Origin of the sequence: Chitinophaga ginsengisegetis (assembly GCF_900168065.1) — a bacterium.
In the GTDB taxonomy this organism is placed as follows: domain Bacteria; phylum Bacteroidota; class Bacteroidia; order Chitinophagales; family Chitinophagaceae; genus Chitinophaga; species Chitinophaga ginsengisegetis.
This window is the reverse complement of the sequence record NZ_FUZZ01000004.1, coordinates 290,160-312,265: the sequence shown is the minus strand read 5'-3', so window position 1 is coordinate 312,265 and position 22,106 is coordinate 290,160. Positions and strand designations below refer to the sequence as shown.

11 protein-coding genes are annotated in these 22,106 nt (G+C 48.9%); all 11 read left to right on the top strand.

Annotated features, from left to right (window positions below; genetic code table 11):
• Nucleotides 1-30 precede the first annotated feature (30 nt).
• Complete coding sequence (locus B5Z18_RS23955; RefSeq protein WP_079472055.1) at nucleotides 31-3,756, top strand: SusC/RagA family TonB-linked outer membrane protein; 3,726 nt, start codon at nucleotides 31-33, stop codon at nucleotides 3,754-3,756.
• A 37-nt stretch (nucleotides 3,757-3,793) separates the two neighbouring features.
• Complete coding sequence (locus B5Z18_RS23950) at nucleotides 3,794-5,395, top strand: SusD/RagB family nutrient-binding outer membrane lipoprotein (protein ID WP_079472054.1); 1,602 nt, start codon at nucleotides 3,794-3,796, stop codon at nucleotides 5,393-5,395.
• A gap of 128 nt (nucleotides 5,396-5,523) precedes the next feature.
• A complete protein-coding gene (locus B5Z18_RS23945) occupies nucleotides 5,524-6,120 on the top strand; it encodes an RNA polymerase sigma factor (RefSeq protein WP_079472053.1) in 597 nt (198 codons plus the stop codon).
• 114 nt (nucleotides 6,121-6,234) lie between these two features.
• Nucleotides 6,235-7,455, top strand: a complete 1,221-nt coding sequence (locus B5Z18_RS23940) for a FecR family protein (RefSeq protein ID WP_079472052.1) — start codon at nucleotides 6,235-6,237, stop codon at nucleotides 7,453-7,455.
• A gap of 268 nt (nucleotides 7,456-7,723) precedes the next feature.
• Entirely contained in the window at nucleotides 7,724-10,996 is a 3,273-nt protein-coding gene (locus B5Z18_RS23935) for a TonB-dependent receptor (RefSeq protein WP_159454409.1), read from the top strand.
• 29 nt (nucleotides 10,997-11,025) lie between these two features.
• Entirely contained in the window at nucleotides 11,026-12,474 is a 1,449-nt protein-coding gene (locus tag B5Z18_RS23930) for a RagB/SusD family nutrient uptake outer membrane protein (RefSeq protein WP_079472050.1), read from the top strand.
• Nucleotides 12,475-12,506: 32 nt separating this feature from the next.
• On the top strand, nucleotides 12,507-15,959 hold the full coding sequence (locus B5Z18_RS23925; RefSeq protein WP_079472049.1) for a carbohydrate-binding protein: 3,453 nt from the start codon (nucleotides 12,507-12,509) through the stop codon (nucleotides 15,957-15,959).
• Nucleotides 15,960-16,242: 283 nt separating this feature from the next.
• Nucleotides 16,243-16,650, top strand: a complete 408-nt coding sequence (locus B5Z18_RS23920; RefSeq protein WP_079472048.1) for an L-rhamnose mutarotase — start codon at nucleotides 16,243-16,245, stop codon at nucleotides 16,648-16,650.
• Between the two features lie 71 nt (nucleotides 16,651-16,721).
• On the top strand, nucleotides 16,722-17,315 hold the full coding sequence (locus B5Z18_RS23915) for an RNA polymerase sigma factor (protein WP_159454408.1): 594 nt from the start codon (nucleotides 16,722-16,724) through the stop codon (nucleotides 17,313-17,315).
• A gap of 83 nt (nucleotides 17,316-17,398) precedes the next feature.
• Nucleotides 17,399-18,598: a FecR family protein gene (locus B5Z18_RS23910; protein ID WP_079472046.1), complete on the top strand. Its 1,200-nt coding sequence runs from the start codon at nucleotides 17,399-17,401 to the stop codon at nucleotides 18,596-18,598.
• 199 nt (nucleotides 18,599-18,797) lie between these two features.
• Entirely contained in the window at nucleotides 18,798-22,106 is a 3,309-nt protein-coding gene (locus B5Z18_RS23905) for a TonB-dependent receptor (protein ID WP_159454407.1), read from the top strand.

Sequence of the window (22,106 nt, the reverse complement as noted above, 5' to 3'; positions counted from 1 at the left end):
TTCATTAATCACAACAAAACACTTGAAGTTATGCACAAAATTGCAAACTCCAACCGGACTGTCATATTTTTTATGAGGGTTACTCTTCTGCAAATAGGTTTTCTGCTCAGCCTGATCACCTGTACATTCGCCCGGGATGTGCACGCACAGGAAGTATTGAGCAAAAAGGTGTCATTAAATATGCCGCCCACCGACCTGCGTAATATCCTCAGGGCAATTACGGAGAAAACTGCCGTAAACTTCACCTATAATAACAGCACATTACCCGTTAAACAACGGGTTGCGGTAAAGGCCAGCGATGAGCAGCTGGGCGAAGTGTTACACCGTCTGCTCAGTCCATTGCACATCACTTTTGAAGTGATCAATGAACAGATTGTGCTGAAGAAAGAAGCCCCTATGAATATTGAGGGGTTTAACGTGCTGTTTCAAAAGATCAGTGGTATCGTAAAATCCAACGACGGCAGCCCGTTGCCAGGTGTGAATGTAATGGTGGCCGGTACCAACAGGGGTACCGTTACCAACGTAGAAGGGCATTTTGAGCTGGACGCAAAGGAAGGGGATGTCCTTGTATTTTCTTCAATTGGTTTTGCCCAGCAACGTGTAACTGTAGGCGCCAACCCGGTACTGAATATCGTGATGACTACCTCCGCCACCTCGCTGGATGCGGTAGCCGTAACCGCATTGGGTATCAAAAGAAGCGTAAGAACATTGGGCTATTCACAGGAAGAAGTAAAAGGGGGAGAAGTAGCTAAATCCAATGCGCCCAATATTGTGAATGCACTGGCCGGAAAAATGGCAGGTGTGAATGTAACCAGTCCGAATGGTGTGGACGGTGGTACCACCCGCATCGTTATTGGCGGTAACAACACTATCCAGGGCGATAACCAGCCCCTGATCATTGTGGATGGTATGCCTATGGCCAATGACCTTGCGCAGCCTTACGATGTGCGTAATGCACCTACCGGTAGCGCCATGTACGCCGGCAACAACGCAAACGCTGCCAGCACCAGTTCTCCGAAAGATTTCGGTAGCCCTATCAACATGATCAATCCCGAAGATATTGAAACCATCAGCGTGCTGAAAGGCCCCACCGCCGCCGCTTTGTATGGTGGTAAAGGCGCTAACGGCGTTATCCTGATCACCACTAAGAAAGGCGCAAAACGCAACGGTTTGGGTGTGGACTATACCTATGGCTATAAAAATATTGACCCATACCGTTTCCTCCAGTTGCAGAATGAATATGGCGCAGGAGGTATGGTATCGTTAGATCCGCCGCAATATTTAACAGATGCCAACGGCAATCCGAAGTTAACAGAAAACTGGAGCGGCATGTTTGTGGACCCTAAAACAGGCTCCGGTCCTTTTGGCGTAAATACCTGGAACCAGGTGGGATGGGCCGGTTCAGGCCTTTCCTGGGGCCCGAAAATGGATGGCAAAATGGTCACCTGGTGGGATGGTTCCCAACAGGCAGATGTACCGCAACCCGATAATATTAAACTGCTGTTCCGTAATGGTACACAGTCAACACATAACGTATCCCTCTCCGGCGGTAACGAATGGGGATCTATCCGGGCATCCTATTCCCGCCTGGATAATGAAGCAGTATTGCCAAACAGTGATTACTACCGCAATACCTTCAACCTCGGCGCCAACATGAAGCTCACAAAAAGAGTAAATGTGCAGGTTACTTCCTCCTACATCGTTAATCAATATCATAACCCTCCGCAACTGGGTAACGACGATGCCAATTCCTGGATGAAACGCCTGGTATACAATGCCGGCAGGAACTACCGTGGCGAAGATATCGGCATCTATAAAAATGAAGACGGCTCACAGAACACCCTTTCCGGTTTCCCGTGGGTGGGAAATGGCGGCTATACCGTGTGGAATATCTTTGAAAATAATACGGTTCAGAACAGGCGTAAATTACTGGCCGGCGTACAGCTGAATTATGAAGCCACCGACTTCCTGGATTTTGTTTTCCGCGGAGGACTGGATAATAACACCAATGAGCTGACCATCAAAAACAAACCTACGGATGTTATAGGCATCACCAAAGGATATTATGGTCATGGTACAGAGCAGGACAACGCTTCCAACATGGATTTCATCGGAACGCTGCATAAAGAAAACCTGCTGAACGGTGTGCTTAACGCAAAGTTCTCACTGGGTGGAACCATTTACCAGCGCGACATGTACGGCATGTTTAATTACAACGATAACTGGGCAATCCCCAATGTATATTCACTGAACACAGGTACTTATCTCGGCAACCCGCACCCGGTAACAGAAAGCCAGCTGCGTAAACGCATGAATTCTGTATACAGTTTCATTAACCTGTCGTACAAGAATTATCTTTACCTGGATGTAACCGGTCGTAACGACTGGTCATCCGCCTTGCCTAAAGATCAGTGGTCTTACTTCTTCCCGTCTTTTGCAGGTAGCTTTGTATTTTCTGATCTGCTGAAGACAGATCCGGCTATCCTCAGCTTTGGTAAAATAAGGGTAGCGTGGGCGCAGGCAGCAGTAGATCCTGCTCCTTACCAGGTTAACTATAATTATTCCAGCTTAACATTCGCAGGCCAGGCGGCTAACCTGCTGCCAAGCTCACTGCCGGCGAAAGACTTCAAACCAGCCATTAACACCACCGCTGATTTCGGCGTTGTGTTAGGCTTTCTCCATAACCGTTTGAATGCTGATTTCAGGTATTATAAAGGAAAGTCCAGGAACCAGATCCTCAGCTCTCCACTGCCTATAAGCTCCGGGGTAAGCACGATTGTGGTGAATACCGGTGTGCTTGAAAATTCAGGTATGGAACTGATCCTGCGTGCTAAAGTAATTGACCGGAAAGAATTTGGATGGGATGTATCCCTTAACCTGGCGCACAGCAACAATAAATTGTTGTCGTTGTCTGACGGTACTGACCGCGTAGATATGGCGAGCGCCTGGAACGATGGCGGCGGACACGGCCCGGTTATTTCAGCAAGAGTGGGCGACCAGTTTGGTACCATTTACGGCCATGATTATATCTACGATCCAAAAACCGGCCTGCCACTGATGGTACAGAATCCTTTCGGCAATACAGCCATGAACGGTACCCTGTACCAGGCTACCGATGGATTGGTGCCCTTGGGCAACGCTACGCCTAAATTAACCGGTGGTATCACCAATACATTTACGTTCAAAGGCGGCATTTCTGTAAGCACGCTCATTGATGCAAAAATCGGCGGCGACATCTGGTCCGGTACCTATGCTACCATTATGCAACAGGGACAGGCGCCGGAAACACTGAAAGAAAGGAATGGCGGCGGGTTGCCATACACTACGCCTAATGGCACACAAACCAACTGGGGCGTGGTATTGCCCGGTGTATTCCCCGATGGAAAAGTGAATGATAACGTAGTGCATTACTATTATAAATACATGCCTTACGGCGTATGGAGCAGTACCGATCTGGGCTCCGGTGTGAAAGGAAGCGACTGGATCAACAGGGGCGCTGTGCTGGAAAATACCTGGGTGAAGATGAGAGAGATTGCTGTTAACTACCAGGTGCCACAGAGCTTTGTAAGAAAAACAAAAGTATTCCAGGCCGCTTCACTGTCGCTCGTAGGAAGGGATCTCTTTTACCTCTACACTTCATTGCCCGATCATATCAACCCGGAAGGTGTAAACGGTGCAGGCAATGCCCAGGGGCTGGAGTTTATGTCTATGCCGAGCTTCCGCTCTTTAGGTTTCCAGGTAAGGGTTTCTTTTTAAAGGAACAGATCTACTCACCGATTAAAATGTGTAAAACATGAAGAACACAAAGAAAATATTCCTTTATATAGCCGGTGCATCCATCATGCTTGGAGCCTGTACCAAAGATTTCCAGGATATCAACACCACGCCGGGATTACCTACCGTTTCTACCATACCGCCCATGATAAACGGGGTAATCAGCACCCTGTTCCTGAAAGGGCAGGAGCAGGCGGCCATTCATAACGAATACTACTACCCGGTTACGCAGCTGGCTACTATCAGTGGTAGCTCCGGTTACCTGGTGCAGAATGGTGCGCTGGACATCTGGAATGATTACTATGGTACGCTGCAGAATCTGAACCAGATCCAGGATAAGATTAATGCTTATGCAGGAGATAAAGCGGAAATGGATAATATCCAGTCCATCACCTACATTTTACGTGCGTATAAAACCTTGCGCATCACCGATCAGTTCGGGGATATTCCTTATTCAGAGGCAGGGCTTGCGTATACTTATAACACCGCTAATTACCGTCCAAAGTACGATTCACAGGAAAGTATCTATAAAAGCCTGCTGGAACAACTGAAATGGGCGTCACAGCATCTTACCACTGCTGCCACTACACCGGGCGGAAAGGCTTACCAGTCGCTGGGTGCTTCTGAAACATTATTTGCCAATAACATCAGCATGTGGCAGAAGTTTGGGAACTCCCTGCTGCTGCGTTATGCCATGCAGATAGTAGAAAAGGATGCGGCTACCGCCACGCCTTACCTGCAATACGCCCTGAGTGGGATTCCGCTGATCGGCGAAGGAGAAGACGCCGGCATGTGGCCTGGCAAACTTGGTGGCTATGTACTCAACGACAGCCGCTTCTGGTCTTTTACCTCGCATAAATTTGTACGCTTAAGCACTACCTGCTGGAACCTGATGGCGGATGGTACAAGCACGGCACAGATCTTTGATCCGCGGGCAGTGTTGTTCTTTGAAACCAACCAGGCAGGTGCCTGGGCGCCGCTTCAGCCGGGCAGCACCGCCAGCGATAATACCAATCCTTACCAGGATAAAAGGGATGGTGATTTCACCAACAAAGACAACTGCAAATTTTCTCCCTTTAATTATTATATAGTAAGAGATATTTATTATCAGCCTGAATTGTTTCTGACAGCTGCCGAAGTACATTTCCTGAAAGCAGAAGCATATGCACGCGGCCTCGGTGTAGCGAAGAACATGGTTACCGCAGGTACGGAGTACACCGCAGGTATTACTTCTGCCGTGAACTTCTGGTACTTTATTGCGCACAATACCAATGTTACCAATGATGCCTGGTCGAGTGTAGCACCTGCAAGTCCTACGCCGGTACAGATGGCGGCATTCCTGGCTAATCCGAAAGTAGCCTTTACCGGCACCGACGCCCAGAAGCTGGATAAGATCTATGCACAGGAATGGTTATCATTTTTCCGTCAGCCCTGGCTCGCTTATAACTTGTGGAGAAGAACCGGCCGCACGCCGCGTGATGGCAACCCGGCTACTTATGTGAACTTTAACAGGCTGCAATACCCGGAACAGGAATCGATCAACAATACTGTAAATTATCAGACACAAACCGGCCAGATGGGGGGTAACTCCAATACTGTAAAAGTTTGGTGGATGAAATAAGACTGTGAATTTAGATGAATGATAACAGCCCCGGGGAATTCTTTTCCCCGGGGCTTCTTCATATTATCCCTTCCAGGAAAATATTAATTCGCAATTAAATTTTCCTACATTAGCGGGGGGCAGTACATATGCATGCGCAGCTATATAACGATAAAGAACTATTCCAACTGATTTCGGAAGGCGATGAAACCGCTTTCCGCATGCTCTTTCGCCGGTATGTTCCTGAGCTGCGGCCACTGATATTACATCTGACCAAAACCGGTTCTGTGACAGATGATATTGTCCAGGAAACATTTTTGCGGTTATGGATCAGCCGCGACAAGCTCCCGGAAATAGAAAATCCCCGTTCCTGGCTGCTGCGGATCGTTTTTCACCTGTCGTTTTCCTATCTCCGTAAACAGGTGGTTCATCACAAGGCCATAGATGCCATTACATCAGACTATACTGCGGATGCGCCGGCCAGTTCCACGGAAGAAACAATGGTATACAACGCCATGATGAAACAGGTAAGCGAAGCAGTAGCGCAACTGCCTCCGCAGGCAAAGCGGATCTATCTCTTAAGCCGTGAAAAGGGGCTTAAAATACCGGAGATCGCCGGAGAGTTGTCCATTTCCCCCAACACCGTTAAGAACTCCCTGGTAAGGTCGCTGCAGTTTATCCGGAAGCAACTGGAGTTGTCGGGCCACCTTTTTCCCGCCGTGGTGGTGTGGTTGCTGACCCGTTAAAATTTTTTTTCTTTTCCATAGGTCCTAAATATTTACCTGCGCGTCTGTATGTATAATACCACGTTTTAAGGAAGCGACCACGTTCACTGATTAACAATCAAAAACGATCATAAATTGTCGATACAAGACCGTTTAGCATACCTCCTGCAGCAGGCTGTAAGCCATACTGCTACTGCCGACGAGCTCCAGGAATTATCAGACCTGATCCAGGCTGATGATACCGGACATACCGCCCAACTGGCGGAGATGCTGCTGCGAAAGGAACTTCCCGGCGAAGCAGCGGATTACGACGAAACTTACTGGAACCAGGTGGCCGCTAATATACTGGCCGCCGACCGCCCCGTAGAAAGGGTGGTACCTATGCGTCCGCAATACCGGCGCGCATGGCTGGCAGCGGCCGTTGTATCCGGTGTGTTGCTGTTGGCAGGCGGCGCGTACCGGTTGATGCAAAAGCCGGCTCCCGTGCCACTGGCAACCGTTACACCCAAACCGGCCAACGATGTGGCGCCCGGTAGCAACAAAGCGGTGCTTATACTGGCAGATGGCACCCAGGTACCGCTGGATAGCGCCATCAACGGCACATTGGCGCAACAGGGCAATACAAAAATTTCCCGGCAGGGCGCAGGCCAGCTCACCTATACCTATAACGGGGCATCACATGATGCTTTGACCATGCAATATAATACGCTGCGCACCCCGCGTGGCGGCCAGTTCCAGGTAACGCTGCCGGACGGCACCCACGTATGGCTGAATGCCGAGAGCACTTTAAAATATCCCGTTTCCTTTAACGGCCGCAACAGGCAGGTGGAGCTGAACGGGGAAGCCTATTTTGAAGTAGCCGCCAATGCCCACCAACCCTTCCGGGTAATGGTGCCCACCCGTACAGATAATGGAAAGGACAGCCTCGAAATCGCCGTGCTGGGCACTCATTTCAACGTGATGGCATACGACAATGAACAGCAGATTAAAACCACGCTGCTGGAAGGCGCCGTACGCGTAAGCAGCAATGGCAACAGTAAACGCCTGCAGCCGGGCGAAGGTATTGCGCTGAATAAAAGCAACAGCACCTTATCTGCCCCCGCAAGTGTGAATACAGAAGAAGCAGTGGCCTGGAAAAATGGATTTATCCAGCTGGAAGGCAACGACATCGCTTCGGCCATGCGTTTGATAGCACGCTGGTATGATGTGGAGGTAATATACAAAGCGCCCGTATCTGCCCACTTCAGGGGTATCATCCCTCGGAATGTGCCGGTATCGCAGGTGTTGAAAATGATGGAACTAACCGGTGAAGTACATTTTGAAATAAAGGGAAAACAACTGATTGTATCGCCCTGAATCCTTTTTCCACGTTACAAAAAACATTGACGTTATGAGTCCTTAATGTTTATTCCATTACCAGTTTTTGAAGTGCCCAAAAAAACCGGGAGCGTTCGCTGCGCCCCCGGTTAGATCCGGGCCTGTAATTAAAATCGCTTTCGACAATTATCATTATCAACCCAAACTACACAAATGTATGCAATTGACGCTTTTTTCCCAAAGCGGGCAACCAAGCCCTGCGTGGGTCAAAAAATTTCCACGATTATCAGTAAAAACGTTCCTGATTATGAAATTAACGGTGCTTTTGATGACCATTACCCTACTGGAGGTACATGCAGCCGGGTATTCACAAACAGTTACCTTATCGCAACGTAACATATCCCTGGACAAGGCCTTTAAAGAGATCAGAAAGCAAACCGGCTATACTTTTTTGTATACCGATGAACAACTGCTTCACATCAGCAAAATTAGCCTGCAACTGAAAGACGCTTCCCTGCAGGAAGCGCTGGACGCCTGTTTCCTGGATCAGCCACTCACTTATACGATCACAGATAAGGTGATTGTTATTAAACGGAAAGGCGCGCCGGTGACACCCGCAAACGCACCGCCAGACAAGGAAGTGAAAGGGCGTATCACCAACGCAAAAGGAGAACCCCTGCCTGGCGTAACGGTGCAGGTAAAAGGTACCAGCAGAGGCGTGGTAACAAATGAAAACGGCGAGTACACCATCACCGTACCAACCGAAAATGCAATACTGATTGTTTCATCCATTGGTTATAATAAAGAGGAAGTACCGGTAGGCGCCAAAAGCGAGCTGCCGGTTATACTCCAGTCCAGCGCTTCCAGTATGAATGAACTGGTAGTAGTAGGTTATGGAGAACAAAAAAGAGGAACACTCACCAACGCTATCACTACGGTAACCGCGGCATCGTTTAAAGACCAGCCCGTAAATCGCCTGGACCAGGTGTTACAGGGCAGGGCAGCGGGTGTACAGGTAACCAATGCGGCCGGTTCTCCCGGCGGTGCTGTGAGAATCCGTATCCGCGGCGCCAACTCCATTACCAGCAACAATGGCCCCATATACGTAGTGGATGGTTTTGTAGGAGCTGAATTTTTTGCCATCAACCCGGATGATATTGAATCTATCCAGGTGTTGAAAGATGCATCTGCCACCGCTATTTATGGTAGCCGTGGTTCCAATGGTGTTATTATTGTTACCACGAAGAAAGGCAGCAAAGGCGCTTTAAAAGTGAATCTTACCAGCCGCTTTTCTTCTTCTACCGTTATTAAAAAACTGGACCTGCTGAATGCCGGTGATTTTGCGGAAACTGCCAACGCACACGCTACAGCGGTAGGCACCACGAAACCATTTACAGACGAGCAGGTAGCAGGCTACCGCGCTAATGGCGGTACCAACTGGCAGGATGAAATTTTCAGGGCTGCACCTAGCCAGGAATATTTATTGAGCCTCGCAGGCGGCAACGACAAATCCGGTTATTTTATTTCCGGCAACTACCTGAACCAGGATGGCGTGATCAATAACTCTTCTTACAAACGTTATACGGTAAGATCTAACATCAACTCGCGTCTTTCAGACAGGGTGTCTGCCACGCTTAACATCACCGGTTCCTACAGCACCGCGCAGAATGTAGACATCCCTGCCGATGGCCCAAGCAGCCCGCTGGCGCAGGCCATCACCTGGTCGCCGACAGTACCGGTAAGAAAAGCCGACGGTACCTTCACACCCAACGACCCGGTGGGCTCCCTCTTTTCCAACCCGGTGGCATTAACTGTTGACCGTCTCGCGGTAACTGATAGAATGCTGGCTAACATGATAGGAGGTTTCCGCTTTGAAATCCTGCCAGGGTTGAGCTACCACCTGCAGTATGGTGTGAACTACCTGGGATACGAGAACAAAAGTTTCGGCGGAAAGATCACCAACTCAGGCAATGCAACCAGCAGTATCCGGTCCAACAAAGAGATTACGCTCCAGAATACAAACACCTTAAACTACCGCAGGTTATTTAATGAGGTACATAATCTTGATGTAACCGCAGTAATGGAATACCAGCAGTCCACTTATAACTATGTATCTGCCGGCGCCTCCAATCTTACTTACGAAAATTTCCAGTGGTATAACCTCTCACAGGGTACTGCGGGAGGCCCGTCTTCCGGCTATTCCAAATGGGCCTTGTTTTCTCTCGTAGGTCGTGTTAACTATGGTTATAAAGATAAATACCTTGTTTCGGCCGCGCTGCGTCGTGATGGTTCTTCCAAGTTCCGTGGCGATAACAGGTTCGCCTATTTCCCTTCCGTGTCTGCGGGTTGGGTGATTTCAAATGAACCATTTATGCAGGAAATACCGGCGCTCAGCACCGTGAAACTGCGTGGCAGCTGGGGACTTACAGGTAACCAGGGCGTAAATCCTTACGTTACTTATTCGGCCTATTCCAACAGGGTGGCATCTTTTACCAATTCCACTTTCCTGACCGGTATCGTCATGGGTAATATTGGTAACCCTGATCTGAAGTGGGAAACTACCGAGCAAAAAAATGTGGGTCTGGACGTTGGATTTTTAAACAACAGGATTAACCTGACGGCAGACTACTTTATAAAAGATACGCGCGACCTGCTGCTGAACGAAACGTTGCCGCTTTACCTGGGTAATAACACCATTACCCGCAATGTTGGTACCGTGCAGAATAAAGGTTGGGAATTATCCGTAGAAGCTGCCGTAATTGATAAAAGCGCCGTAAACTGGAATAGCTCCGTGAATGTTTCTTTTATCAAAAATAAGGTAATATATATCGGCGCTGGTAAGACCATGATCTTTGATCCAAATACCCGCAAAATTGGCGGTGGTATGTCGCAGCAACCCGAATTTGTTGTAATGCCGGGACAGCCGCTGGGCGCTATCTGGGGCCTCACTTACCTGGGCACCTGGAAACCAGGCGATGCAAAGGCCGCGGATTTTGGCGCTAAACCAGGCGATTCAAAGTATCTCGATATCAACAGCGACGGAAAGATAGATGCCAACGACTATGGCGTGATTGGTACAGGTATTCCGAAAACTTCCATCGGCTGGAATAACACCGTTACTTACAAAGCATTTACATTGAACCTGTTTTTCCAGGGCCTCTTCGGGTTTGAAAAACTGAACTATAATAACGCTGCAGCCATGTACTATGGCGGAGATGCGCGGGAAGCCACACTGGCTGAAATTAAAGACAGGTATATTCCCGGCGTGAACGAAACATCAGATATCCCTGCATTCAGTTCCACGAACAGGAACTTCACACAAAGTACCCGCTTCCTGGAAAAAGCAGATTTCCTGCGTCTTAAAAATGTAAGCCTGTCTTACGATATACCAAAATCAAAACTGAAAAATGCCCTTGGTATCAAAGTGTTTGTGAACGCTACCAACCTGTTCACCATCACCAATTACAGCGGTATAGATCCTGAAGCCAATTCTGCTGACGGTGATATCCGCCAGGGAATAGATTTCGGTTCTTATCCAAATGCAAAAACAATTACCGGAGGCGTTACGCTCAGTTTTTAAAAATAACGTACATGACTAAACGATTCCACATGAAAAAAATATTTCTCGCAGCCACGTTGTTATTTGCCGCGGGTTGCAGCAAGGAGCTTACAGAAAGCCCGAGGGGTTTGGTAGGAGGAGCGGAGGCATTAAGCAGCCAGGCAGGACTTGAATCAGCGCTTACCGGCGCATATGGCAGCTTAATGGTGCCGTGGACCAGCGGTTTCACCAGCGTATCACAGATCGCCATGACGATGGGCGCTGATGATCTTACCACACATCCCGGTTCCAATAAAGAAGAATTCCGCGAATTTGACCGCTTCAATGTTACCTCGCTGAATGGCAGGATGACACCCATCTGGCTGGGCTGTTATAAAACGATCCAGTCTACCACCAATATCATCAACAACTACACACGGGTAACGGATGGTACTGTAGCGAAGACACAAACCATTGTGGGAGAAGCCAGCTTCCTGCGGGCTTTGTGTTATTACTGGCTCACCCGCTTCTGGGGAGAAGTACCTATCATTCCTACTGAAATTTATTCTCCCGAACTTCTTACCATCAAAAAAAGTAAACCTGCCGATGTATATAAATTGATAGAAGAAGACCTGGCCAGGGCAGAACAATGGGTACCCAACGACAAACGTGACCCGGGAAGACCTAACAAAGGTTCCGTGAAAGCATTGCTGGCAGATGTATATCTTACAGAAGCCGGATGGCCGCTGAAGGATCAGTCGAAATACGCACTGGCAGCCGCTAAGGCAAAAGAGGTAATAGACAATAAAGCAACGTATGGTTTCGACCTGCACCAGGGAGGATTTTTAAAGATCTTCGCAGGTGGTACAAAGGAAGATGTGTTCACACTTTTCACCCGTGGGCAATGGTCTACCTACAATTCATTTTACGGTCTTTCTACCATGCCGGAAAATGAAGGCGGCTGGAGCGATTTCTTTCCGGAGCTGAAGTTCTTCAACAACTTCCCGGCAGGCAAAAGAAAAGACGACACCTTTTCCACGGAGTTTGTAGTGAACGGCACTACCATTCCCTGGCAGCAAACTACCACCAAACATCCTTACTATAAAAAGTTCACGATCCAGCAGGCAGGAGATAAGGCCGTATATATGTCAAACAACCCGGTGATCATGATCCGTTATGCACATGTATTGCTGATCTACGCCGAAGCGCAGGCCCGCTCTGCCGGTACGCCCAACAGCGAGGCATATGCAGCCATCAATGCTGTGCGTGACAGGGCCGGATTGGCGCCATTGGCTGCAAACCTGTCGGGCGCTGATTTTGCTGCTGCGGTGGTGAATGAAAGAGCCTGGGAATTTGCAGGTGAATGGAGCCGCTGGTTTGATCTTGTGCGACTGGACCAGGTAGCTGCAGCCAACGCCGGTAAAGATCCCGGTGATCTGCAGCCTGCGGGAGCCATCACCCAGGCAAATTACTGGTTGCCTATACCCGGTGTAGATGCATTAGTAAACCCGAATTTATAATAACCACGGTTACTCATCCTAAATGAAGCGTTATGAAAAACATCTCAACACTTTTGGTGTTGCTGTTCGGCGTGTTCCTATGCGGTCCGCTCCAGGCACAATACCTGCTTTTAGATAACATGGAAGGTAGCGGCCCCTGCTCCGGCAGGTGGACCTACTACGCCGGTAATACCACTACGGGGAAGGTGCAGTTCGGTGTGCCTAACCCCAGTGTATCCGGGCTGAATACCAGTCCGCTGGTAGCCAAGTTCATAAAGGATACTACCTGCTTTGAGTACATGAGTGCAGGCAGCAGCCTTACGGATTCATTCGACCTGTCTACCAACAGCACCTTTAAAATGCTGGTGTATGCCAGCACGAAAGATGAGATCATGTTTAAGCTGCAACCCGGCGATAACTACTCCAAAGCGGTGTACTTTACCTACAAAGTAACCCAGATCAATCAATGGGAAGAAGCAACATTTAATTTTCAGAGCGTAAAACAACGGACAGATTTTAACCGCATCGAAGTACATTATATCGATGGCAAGAAAGCCAATGGTATCCTGTACTTCGACCTGGTACAGGGGCCCAACCCAACTGGTATCACGGTAAAAGATACCAGCATTTTAATGGGCCACGAGAATGGCGCAGTACTCACTGCTACGGTGCGCGGAGGCGTATTTGATTCCGTACTCACCGCGGCTAACTGGACCGCCACCAACCTGCCTCCCGGCGTTACTGTCGGCAATGTGCAACGGGTAAATGATACCATTGCGCGTGTTACGCTCAGTGGTAACTCACCCGCTAATTATTCCCGGGCTATTTTAAAGCTCACGGTTTCAGGAACGGAACTGGTAAACGCCAACACTGCTGCATACAATGTAAAAGGCAATGTGGTGTTTGAAGGTAATCCCAACTGGACGGTCATCTTCAACGATGAATTTAATACCGATGGCGTACCGGATGTTACCAAATGGAAAGTAGATCCGCAGCCCAAAGGCTGGATCAATGGAGAACAGCAGGTGTATACAGATACCACGCACGATAATGCACGTGTGAAAGATGGTAAGCTGATCATCAAAGGCAAGAAAGATTTCCCCAATGGAAATACCACCGAGCCCTGGTCATCTGCCCGTCTTATTACACAAGGCAAAATGGACTTTCTGTATGGCAGGGTAGATGTACGCGCCCGGTTGCCCCGTGCCCGCGGCTCCTGGCCGGCCATCTGGCTGATGCCCACCAGCAGCGTGTATGGCGGCTGGCCCAAAAGCGGTGAGCTGGATGTAATGGAACATGTAGGTAATAATTTTGGTACGGTACTGTCTACCGTGCACACGCAAAACCATAACTGGACCAATGGCGGCCAGGTGTCGGGCAGCAAAATTTTACCCGATGCAGATACCACGTATCATGTGTACAGCATGGAATGGAGTGCGGACTCCATCCGGTTTTTGTACGACAGCATCAAAGTGCTGACCTATCCTAATCCGCATACCGATTGGAAAGACTGGCCCTTTGACCAGAAGTTTTTCCTCATACTGAACGTTGCCGTCGGAGGTGGTATGGGAGGTAGCATTGTAGAAGCAGATTGGCCGGATAGCATGATGGTGGATTATGTACGCATTTCCCAGAAAGGATTAGGCACACCCGTGCTGGACTCCGTGGCGGTAACACCCGCCACGCTGACGTTCCTTCCCGGTAAAACGCAGCAATACACCGTCAAAGCACTGGACCAGAACGGGCATGTAATGGCGGTTACACCGGTATGGAGTGTTACCGGCAGTGGTAACAGCATCACGGCAGGCGGGCTCGCCACATTGAACGACACTGCTAAAATTACCGCCACCATAACAGTAGACAGCGTCACCAAAACGGCCGCGGCTATTGCCAACCGGCGATCTGCCAACTATAAGCCGATACCTGCAAAAATAGAGGCAGAGAGTTTTGACAACAGCAATGTATGTTGCACCGAGTCCACATCAGATACCGGTGGTGGCCTGAATGTAAGTTACATTGGATCGGGCAGCTGGCTTGAATATGATATCAATGTACCGTCCAACAACTGCGAATACCGGATCCAGTTCCGCGTGGCTGTTAACTCAGCTTCCAGCCTGAAGGTAATGCTGGATACCGCTACACTGCAAACTGTAACCCTTCCCGCAAGCGGTGGCTGGCAAAACTGGATCACAGTAACGTCGGCGCCTATACGCTTATTACCCGGACAGAAAACGATCAGGATCCAGGCCGGCAAAGATGGCTGGAACTTCAACTGGCTGCGCTTTATCCGTGCCGATTCCATTTCACTGGCAAGGCTTACTGTTAAACCGGATACGGCAACGTTGATCACCGGCGCCACAAAACAATATACGGTTTCCGGCTATGGACAGGACAGCAGCGTGTTCACCGTGAGCCCGGTTTGGTCTGTTTCCGGCACAGGCAACAGCATCAGTACAGCTGGTTTGTTCCAGGCTAACGTGGTGGGCGATTACACCATCACGGCAACTGCGGGAACAGTGAGCGACACCGCCAGCGTGCATGTAATGGCCGCACCCCGGTTAACGCGTATTACACTTACACCGGATACGGCCACTGTACCGTTTGGCGCATCGCAGCAGTTTACTGCTAAAGGGTATGATCAGCGCGACAGTCTCTTTGCCTTTACGCCTGTATGGACAACTACCGGCGCCGGTAATGCGATCAGCGCAACGGGTGTATTCACCGCCGGCAATACGCCGGGTAACTTCACCGTTACCGCATCCCGCGACTCCATCAGCGCTACAGCCGTAGCCACTGTTGGCAATTTCTGTTCGGTTAATAATAAGTATGAGGCAGAAAGTACTTCCAACCGCTCTACCAGGCCAATCCTGCAAGCCTGCACGGATGTTGGCGGCGGGCAGAACTTCACCAATATGTATGGGGGCGACTGGTTTGCTTACAACACCCTGAATGTGCCTGCAGCCGGAAAGTATACCATCAGTTTCCGGATTTCGTCCACAGCGCCGTCGGTGATATGGATAGGGCACAGCGGCTTTAATTTTGGCAGCATTACCCTGCCATCTACCGGAGGGGTATGGCAAACTATCAGCGACACAATTACGTTGCCGGCACTTAGCTATACAGGTATTCATATAACATCCGGTACCTTTAAGTTCAACTGGTTCAGCATCGACAACTGTCCGGTATCACCCGTTGACTCTTCTTCCGCCCGTATCGCTTCCGCTTACAGCGATGTAAAATTAAAGTACGCACCCGGATCAACAGACACCAAAAAGGTGATCTTCTATCCAAATCCAACAACAGGACAACTTACCCTGGAATTAAAAGAACCGGTGTATACGTTGCTTTCTGTGCTGGACATGCATGGTGCGGTAGTTAAATACTGGCGCATCAGCAAAGGACAAACACGCATCAATCAGAACATCAGTTCATTGCCGGCAGGTACTTATCTGCTTAAACTGGAAAATGAATTTAAGGCCATTACATTTAAGGTAATTAAACTCTGACAGATGTATTTGCTATGAAGAAGAGACGCTGCTGGTCAGCGTCTCTTCTTTTTTAAACCGGGTAGCAAGCAGTACCTGCTATCAGGAACGCCGGAATTATTCGGTCCCGGAGAAGAGATAGTGCATTGATAGTGCATGGATAGTCCATGAGATACGCAAGTCCGGGGCATTGGAGACTCATTCGGGAAGTAATGGAGATATAGTCAATATCGTGCTGAAATAAGTCAAAGAAATCACTACATCATTCCCCTGCACCCACTACCTTCGCAACCAAACCACGATTATGAAAATTCACCACCTGCTATTAGCGGTATCGCTGTCTTTATTCTCCTGTAAAGATACCGCCCGTCAAAACAGCCGTTACGGAATGGTTACAGGCCTCCGGCCGGAGAAGATAGAAGCCTATAAATCGCTGCATGCAAAAGTATGGCCGGACGTGCTGAAAACGATTGAAGCATGTCATATCCACAATTATTCCATCTACCTGAAAAATATAAATGATCACTGGTTTTTATTCAGCTATTTTGAATACACCGGTAGAGATTTCAAAGCGGATATGGAGAAGATGAAGCAGGACAGCACCACCCAACAATGGTGGAAAGTAACAGCGCCCTGTCAGCTTCCTTTACCGGATGCAGCCGCTAAAGGAGAAACATGGTCGGGGATGGAAGAAGTATTCCATGTGGAATAACGTAGCCTAAAATTAATACATCCCGTATCGGTTTTTCATTAAATTTATGCTCTGTAATCAAACCGGTACGTTTGTCATTCGTTCAGTTATACAATGAAAAAGAGCTCCTTGCCAGCGTTTCCCTGGGAGATGAAAAGGCATTTCATGTCCTCTATTACCATTACAGTCCGCGTATTTACAGCAATTTATTAAAACTGGTCAAATCAGCTGACCTTGCCCAGGAGTTGCTGCAGCAGGTGTTTGTAAACACCTGGCTCCGGCATGAGGCGATTGACCCGGAGAAATCTTTCCGTTCTTATTTGTTTACCACTGCCAATAACCTGGTGATCGATTTTTACCGGAAAGTAAAACGGGATAAGGTTTTGATGGATAAGTTGCTCGCTGCGGCGCAGGAGTATTACCTGCACACAGAAGAATGGCTGCACGAAAAAGAAACCATGCACCTCATACAGGCTGCTATAAACGATCTTCCTCCCCAGCGTAAGATCATATTTACGCTTTGCAAACTGGAAAACAGAACCTATAAAGAAGTAAGCGAGTTGCTGGGCATTTCTCCTGCTACGGTCAACAGCCAGATCGTAAAGGCTACCAGCACCATCCAAAAGAAGCTGATGGCCAACCGCGATGTGGCCGGTATACTGCTGGCATACCTGATCCTGCGGTAACAATTCCTCCCCACGCAGAAACAGGTTTAAATTTTTTTTCCTTCCGGGTAAATGTAAACCTTCGTTCGTTCGTATTAGCTGATATGAACCAAGATCCTGATGAATCTTTTTTAAAAGAATTATTTGCCAGATTTCTGGAAAACCGTTGCAGTGAAGAGGAGATCATCCTATTGATGGAGTATGCGGAGAAGGAAGAATACAGGGAAATATTTTCGGAGATGATCAACCGGGTAGCAACAGAAGACCACCCGGCAGAGGAAGATCTGTATGCCATGCACAAGGAAGTGATCGACGGGGTGGCAGCCCGTATCACGCCACCGGTACCGGTCCGCAAAGAAAAAACACACAGATGGCTGCCTTACCAGGTGGCTGCCGCAGTGGCCTTCCTGTTACTGGCAGGAGGGGGGTGGCGCTGGTATTCCCGTTCTTCTTCCACAAGCCAGGTAGCAAAGCATACCCTTGCACCTGCACCTGCGAATGATGCCGCACCGGCAGGAAAAAAGGCCATCCTGATTTTAGCTAATGGCGCGTCTGTGACTTTAGACAGCGTTGCCAGCGGGCTACTTACCCAACAGGGGCAAACACAAATCATTCAATCGGCTGGCGGAAGCCTGTTGTACAGTTCAGCGGCAGGCGCAGCTGCAGAACCGCTGTATAACTCCATCATCACCCCGCGCGGCGGGCAATACCAGGTAACCCTGTCAGATGGTACTAAAGTATGGCTCAATGCCGCGTCTACATTGCGTTTCCCGGCGGCGTTCACGGGTGCGCAAAGACAGGTAACATTAACCGGAGAAGCCTACTTTGAGGTGGCGAAAAATGCAGACAAACCTTTTTTAGTTACCGTGAATAACTTACGGGTAACAGTGCTTGGTACCAGTTTTAATATCATGGCGTATGAAGATGAAGCGGCCGTTAATACCACGCTGCTCGACGGCGCCGTAAAGGTAACCGAAGGCAATAACGCCACACTGCTGCAACCAGGAGAACAGGCACAGCTGGGCCGCCAGGGGAATATCCGTGTAATGAAACACGCCGACCTGAACGCCGTGATGGCCTGGAAAAACCGTCTCTTCTGGTTTGAGCAGGATGATATCCATACCGTAATGCGGCAATTGTCAAGAGAATACAATATAGCGGTGGAGATCCGGGGTAATATCCAACGTCATTTTACCGGCTCCATCCCACGCGATGTGAATGTATCAACCGTTTTGGAAGTACTCGAAAAAACAGGCGGAGTACACTTTACAATGAACAATGGAAAAATAATTGTCACACCTTAAAACATTAGTTATGAACACCTGACTGTAACAACCGCCAAAAAAACCGGAAGCGGCCTAATGCTCCCGGTCAGTAAGGCAAAAGAAAACAATTCTTTCTGGTAACCGTAATCTTTTATCCCAAATCAAATGTATGTATTTGAATGCTTATTTCAAAGGCAGGGGAATCCTGTGCCTTCTCAATTCCTCAACTGCAAAGGTTATGCAACTCACAGCTATTGTATTGCTCGCCGCATGTCTGCAGGTATGTGCTACCGCCCGCGCTCAGAAGGTAACCATATCCGGCAGGAACATATCTTTAAAAGAGATCTTTACTGAGATCCGGAGTCAGACCGGCTACAACTTTATTTATACCAACGAAGACCTGCAACACGTAGTGCCTGTAACACTCGATGTAAAGAACGCCGCACTCCGCGAAGTACTGGATATCTGCTTTGCCCGGCAACCGCTCGATTATGCCATACAGGAGAAAATAATCATCGTAAAGCCCCAAGCGCCGGTATTGCCCGCAGCGGCCAATGTAACGGGAACCGTTACCGACGCGGTTACCGGCAAACCACTGCCCGGTGTTACCATCCAGGTAAAAGGCACTTCCACCGGTATTGCTACGGATGAAAAAGGCCACTACAGCCTGAGCGCACCGGATAATGCAGTGCTGGTATTTTCGTACCTGGGTTATATAAAGAAAGAAGTACCGCTGGCCGGGCAAACAATGGTGAATATTATGCTTTCACCTGCCAATACCGGCCTCAGTGAAGTAGTGGTGGTAGGCTACGGCACACAACGAAAAGAAGACCTGTCCGGCTCAGTATCTTCCATTAACTACGACCAGCAGCTGCAAAACCGCGCCATCACGGATGTATCACAGGCATTGTCCGGGCTCGCTGCCGGCATCTCTGTATCGCAAACTTCGGGGCAGCCAGGCCGCGACGGCGCAGTACTGCGCATCCGCGGGGTAGGTACGCTCAATAACTCCGATCCGCTGGTACTCATCGATGGCATCGTGGGCTCGCTGAATAACCTCAACCCTAACGATGTGGCCAGCATCTCCATTCTGAAGGATGCGGCCTCCGCTGCCATCTACGGCTCGCGTGCGGCCAACGGTGTAATCCTCGTTACCACCAAAAGAGGCAAAAAAGGAAAAACGGTGATCAACTACAATGGATCTGCCGGCGTACAAAAAGCTACGCATCTCTTTGAACCGGTTACCGACTATGTAACCTACATGCAGCTCATGAACCGCATTCAGAAAGCAGATAACCCGGGTAATACGGACCTCTTCAAACCCGCTACTATCGATGCCTGGAAAAATGCCACCGACCGGGTATTGTATCCCAATACCAACTGGATGGATGTCATCTTCGGCCAGGGCATCATCACCCGGCACAACCTGTCGGTGAGCGGTGGAAATGAGAAAACGGATTATTATCTATCTATGGGATATCTCTATAACAAAGGGATCATGGAATCTACAGACGCTACCAAATATACCCTGCGTCTGAATATGGATCATAAAATAAGCGATAAAATAAAAATAGGCGCTAACCTGAACTCCTACTGGAATAAGGTGAACGAACCCTTTGATGTAACCACCCTGTTATATTACAGCGCCAACTCCGTACCAGGTGTAACACCCACCATGACGAAAGACGGCGTAACAAGATACGGCGGCAGGAACACGGATGATGAAAGTCCCAATGCCATTAACCCGCAGCAGTATATGGATACCTGGTTTTATCCGCAGGTAGGCCAATACTCTTTTGCGAAGTTATATGGCGAATGGGAAATTATGAAAGACCTGAAATGGCAGGTAAACGGCAGTGCGGAAATATATAACAAGGAAAGCAAGCAATATAAATATTCCGGCGCTGTGCAGAACCTCTGGAACTTCCAGAAGGATGAAGTAACCGTGAGCAATGCCTCCGTTCCTTCTACACTGTATCAGAGAAACGATAACAGTCTCGCACTTACTTTTTATACTACCCTCAACTACGATAAAACATTTGCACAGGATCATCACGTGTCCGTTTTATTAGGCGCCAGCAGGGAAACCAGCAGGAACGCCTGGTTCTCCGGCAGCGTACAGGGCTTCCCCTCCAACGATACCTGGGAGCTGAGCGCAGGCCTGTCGCAACCCATTGTGGGAGGTACCTCGTCATCCTATGCACTGTCTTCCTACTTCGGACGGGTGAACTACAACTACAAAGAAAAATACCTGCTGGAAGCAAACCTCCGCTACGACGGATCTTCCCGCTTTGCCGCCGGTAACCGCTGGGGAATATTCCCATCGTTTTCAGGCGCATGGCGATTGAGCCGGGAAAACTTTTTCCGCAATGCAGAGCTGTCTTTTGTAGATGATATCAAGATCAGGGGTTCCTGGGGTAAACTGGGTAACCAGAACATCGGGCTGTATCAATACATGGGCCTTTATGCAGCAGGACAAAACTATATTTTCGGCAACAGCCTGTCGGCCGGTTTAGCGCCAAAGGCATTACCCAACCCGGATATCACCTGGGAAAGTACCGCTACCACAGATATCGGGGCAGATATCAGCCTGTTCAGGGAACATTTTGATATTACATTCGACTGGTACAACCGCCGCACCGGCAACATCCTGGTACAGCTGCCACTGTCATCTTTATACGGCGCGCTTACCCCGCCATACCAGAACGTGGCAGTAGTCCAGAACAGGGGATGGGAAGCCGCACTCGGATATAAAAATACCGTGGGATCTTTTCAATACGCCATTAGCAGTAACCTGAGCCACAATACCAATAAGGTGTTGCGCTTCCAGGGCAACCCCGATGTAATACAAAGTATCGGCAATAACTCTATCATCAAACAAGGGCTACCTATCGGTGCATTATACGGTTACCAGGCGCAGGGCACTTTTAAAAATCAGCATGATATCGACAACTGGGCCAAACAAAAATTGTCGGGTTCCAACAAACCAGGCGATCTTAAATATGCAGACGTAAAACAGGATGGTGTGATCAATGGCAGCGACCGGACTTACCTCGGCAGCGTTATTCCTGAATATACTTATGGTCTTACCCTCCAGGCAGGATACAAGGGCATCTCTTTGTCGGTGCTGTTCCAGGGCATCGCCGGTGTGAAAAGGTATTACCAGAACCTGTGGTACACCAGCGCTGTACGTTACGGCCGGGAAATCAATTCCCATTTCCTCAACGCCTGGTCAACGGATAATCCCAACAGCGACATCCCGCGGTTAACAACAGACAGCAACAGCGATAATACGCAGGCATCTTCTTTCTGGGTACAGAACGGCTCTTTCCTGAGAGTAAAAAATATGCAGCTCTCTTATAATTTCCCGGCAGGCTGGCTGAAGAAAACATTCATTGCAGGAATACAGCTATATGCCGATGCGCAGAACCCTTTCACCTGGACAAAATATAATGGACTGGACCCGGAAACAGGTAACTACACCGATTACCAGATTGAAAATCCAAATGTGCGCACTTTCTCTTTGGGAATAAATGCCTCATTCTAA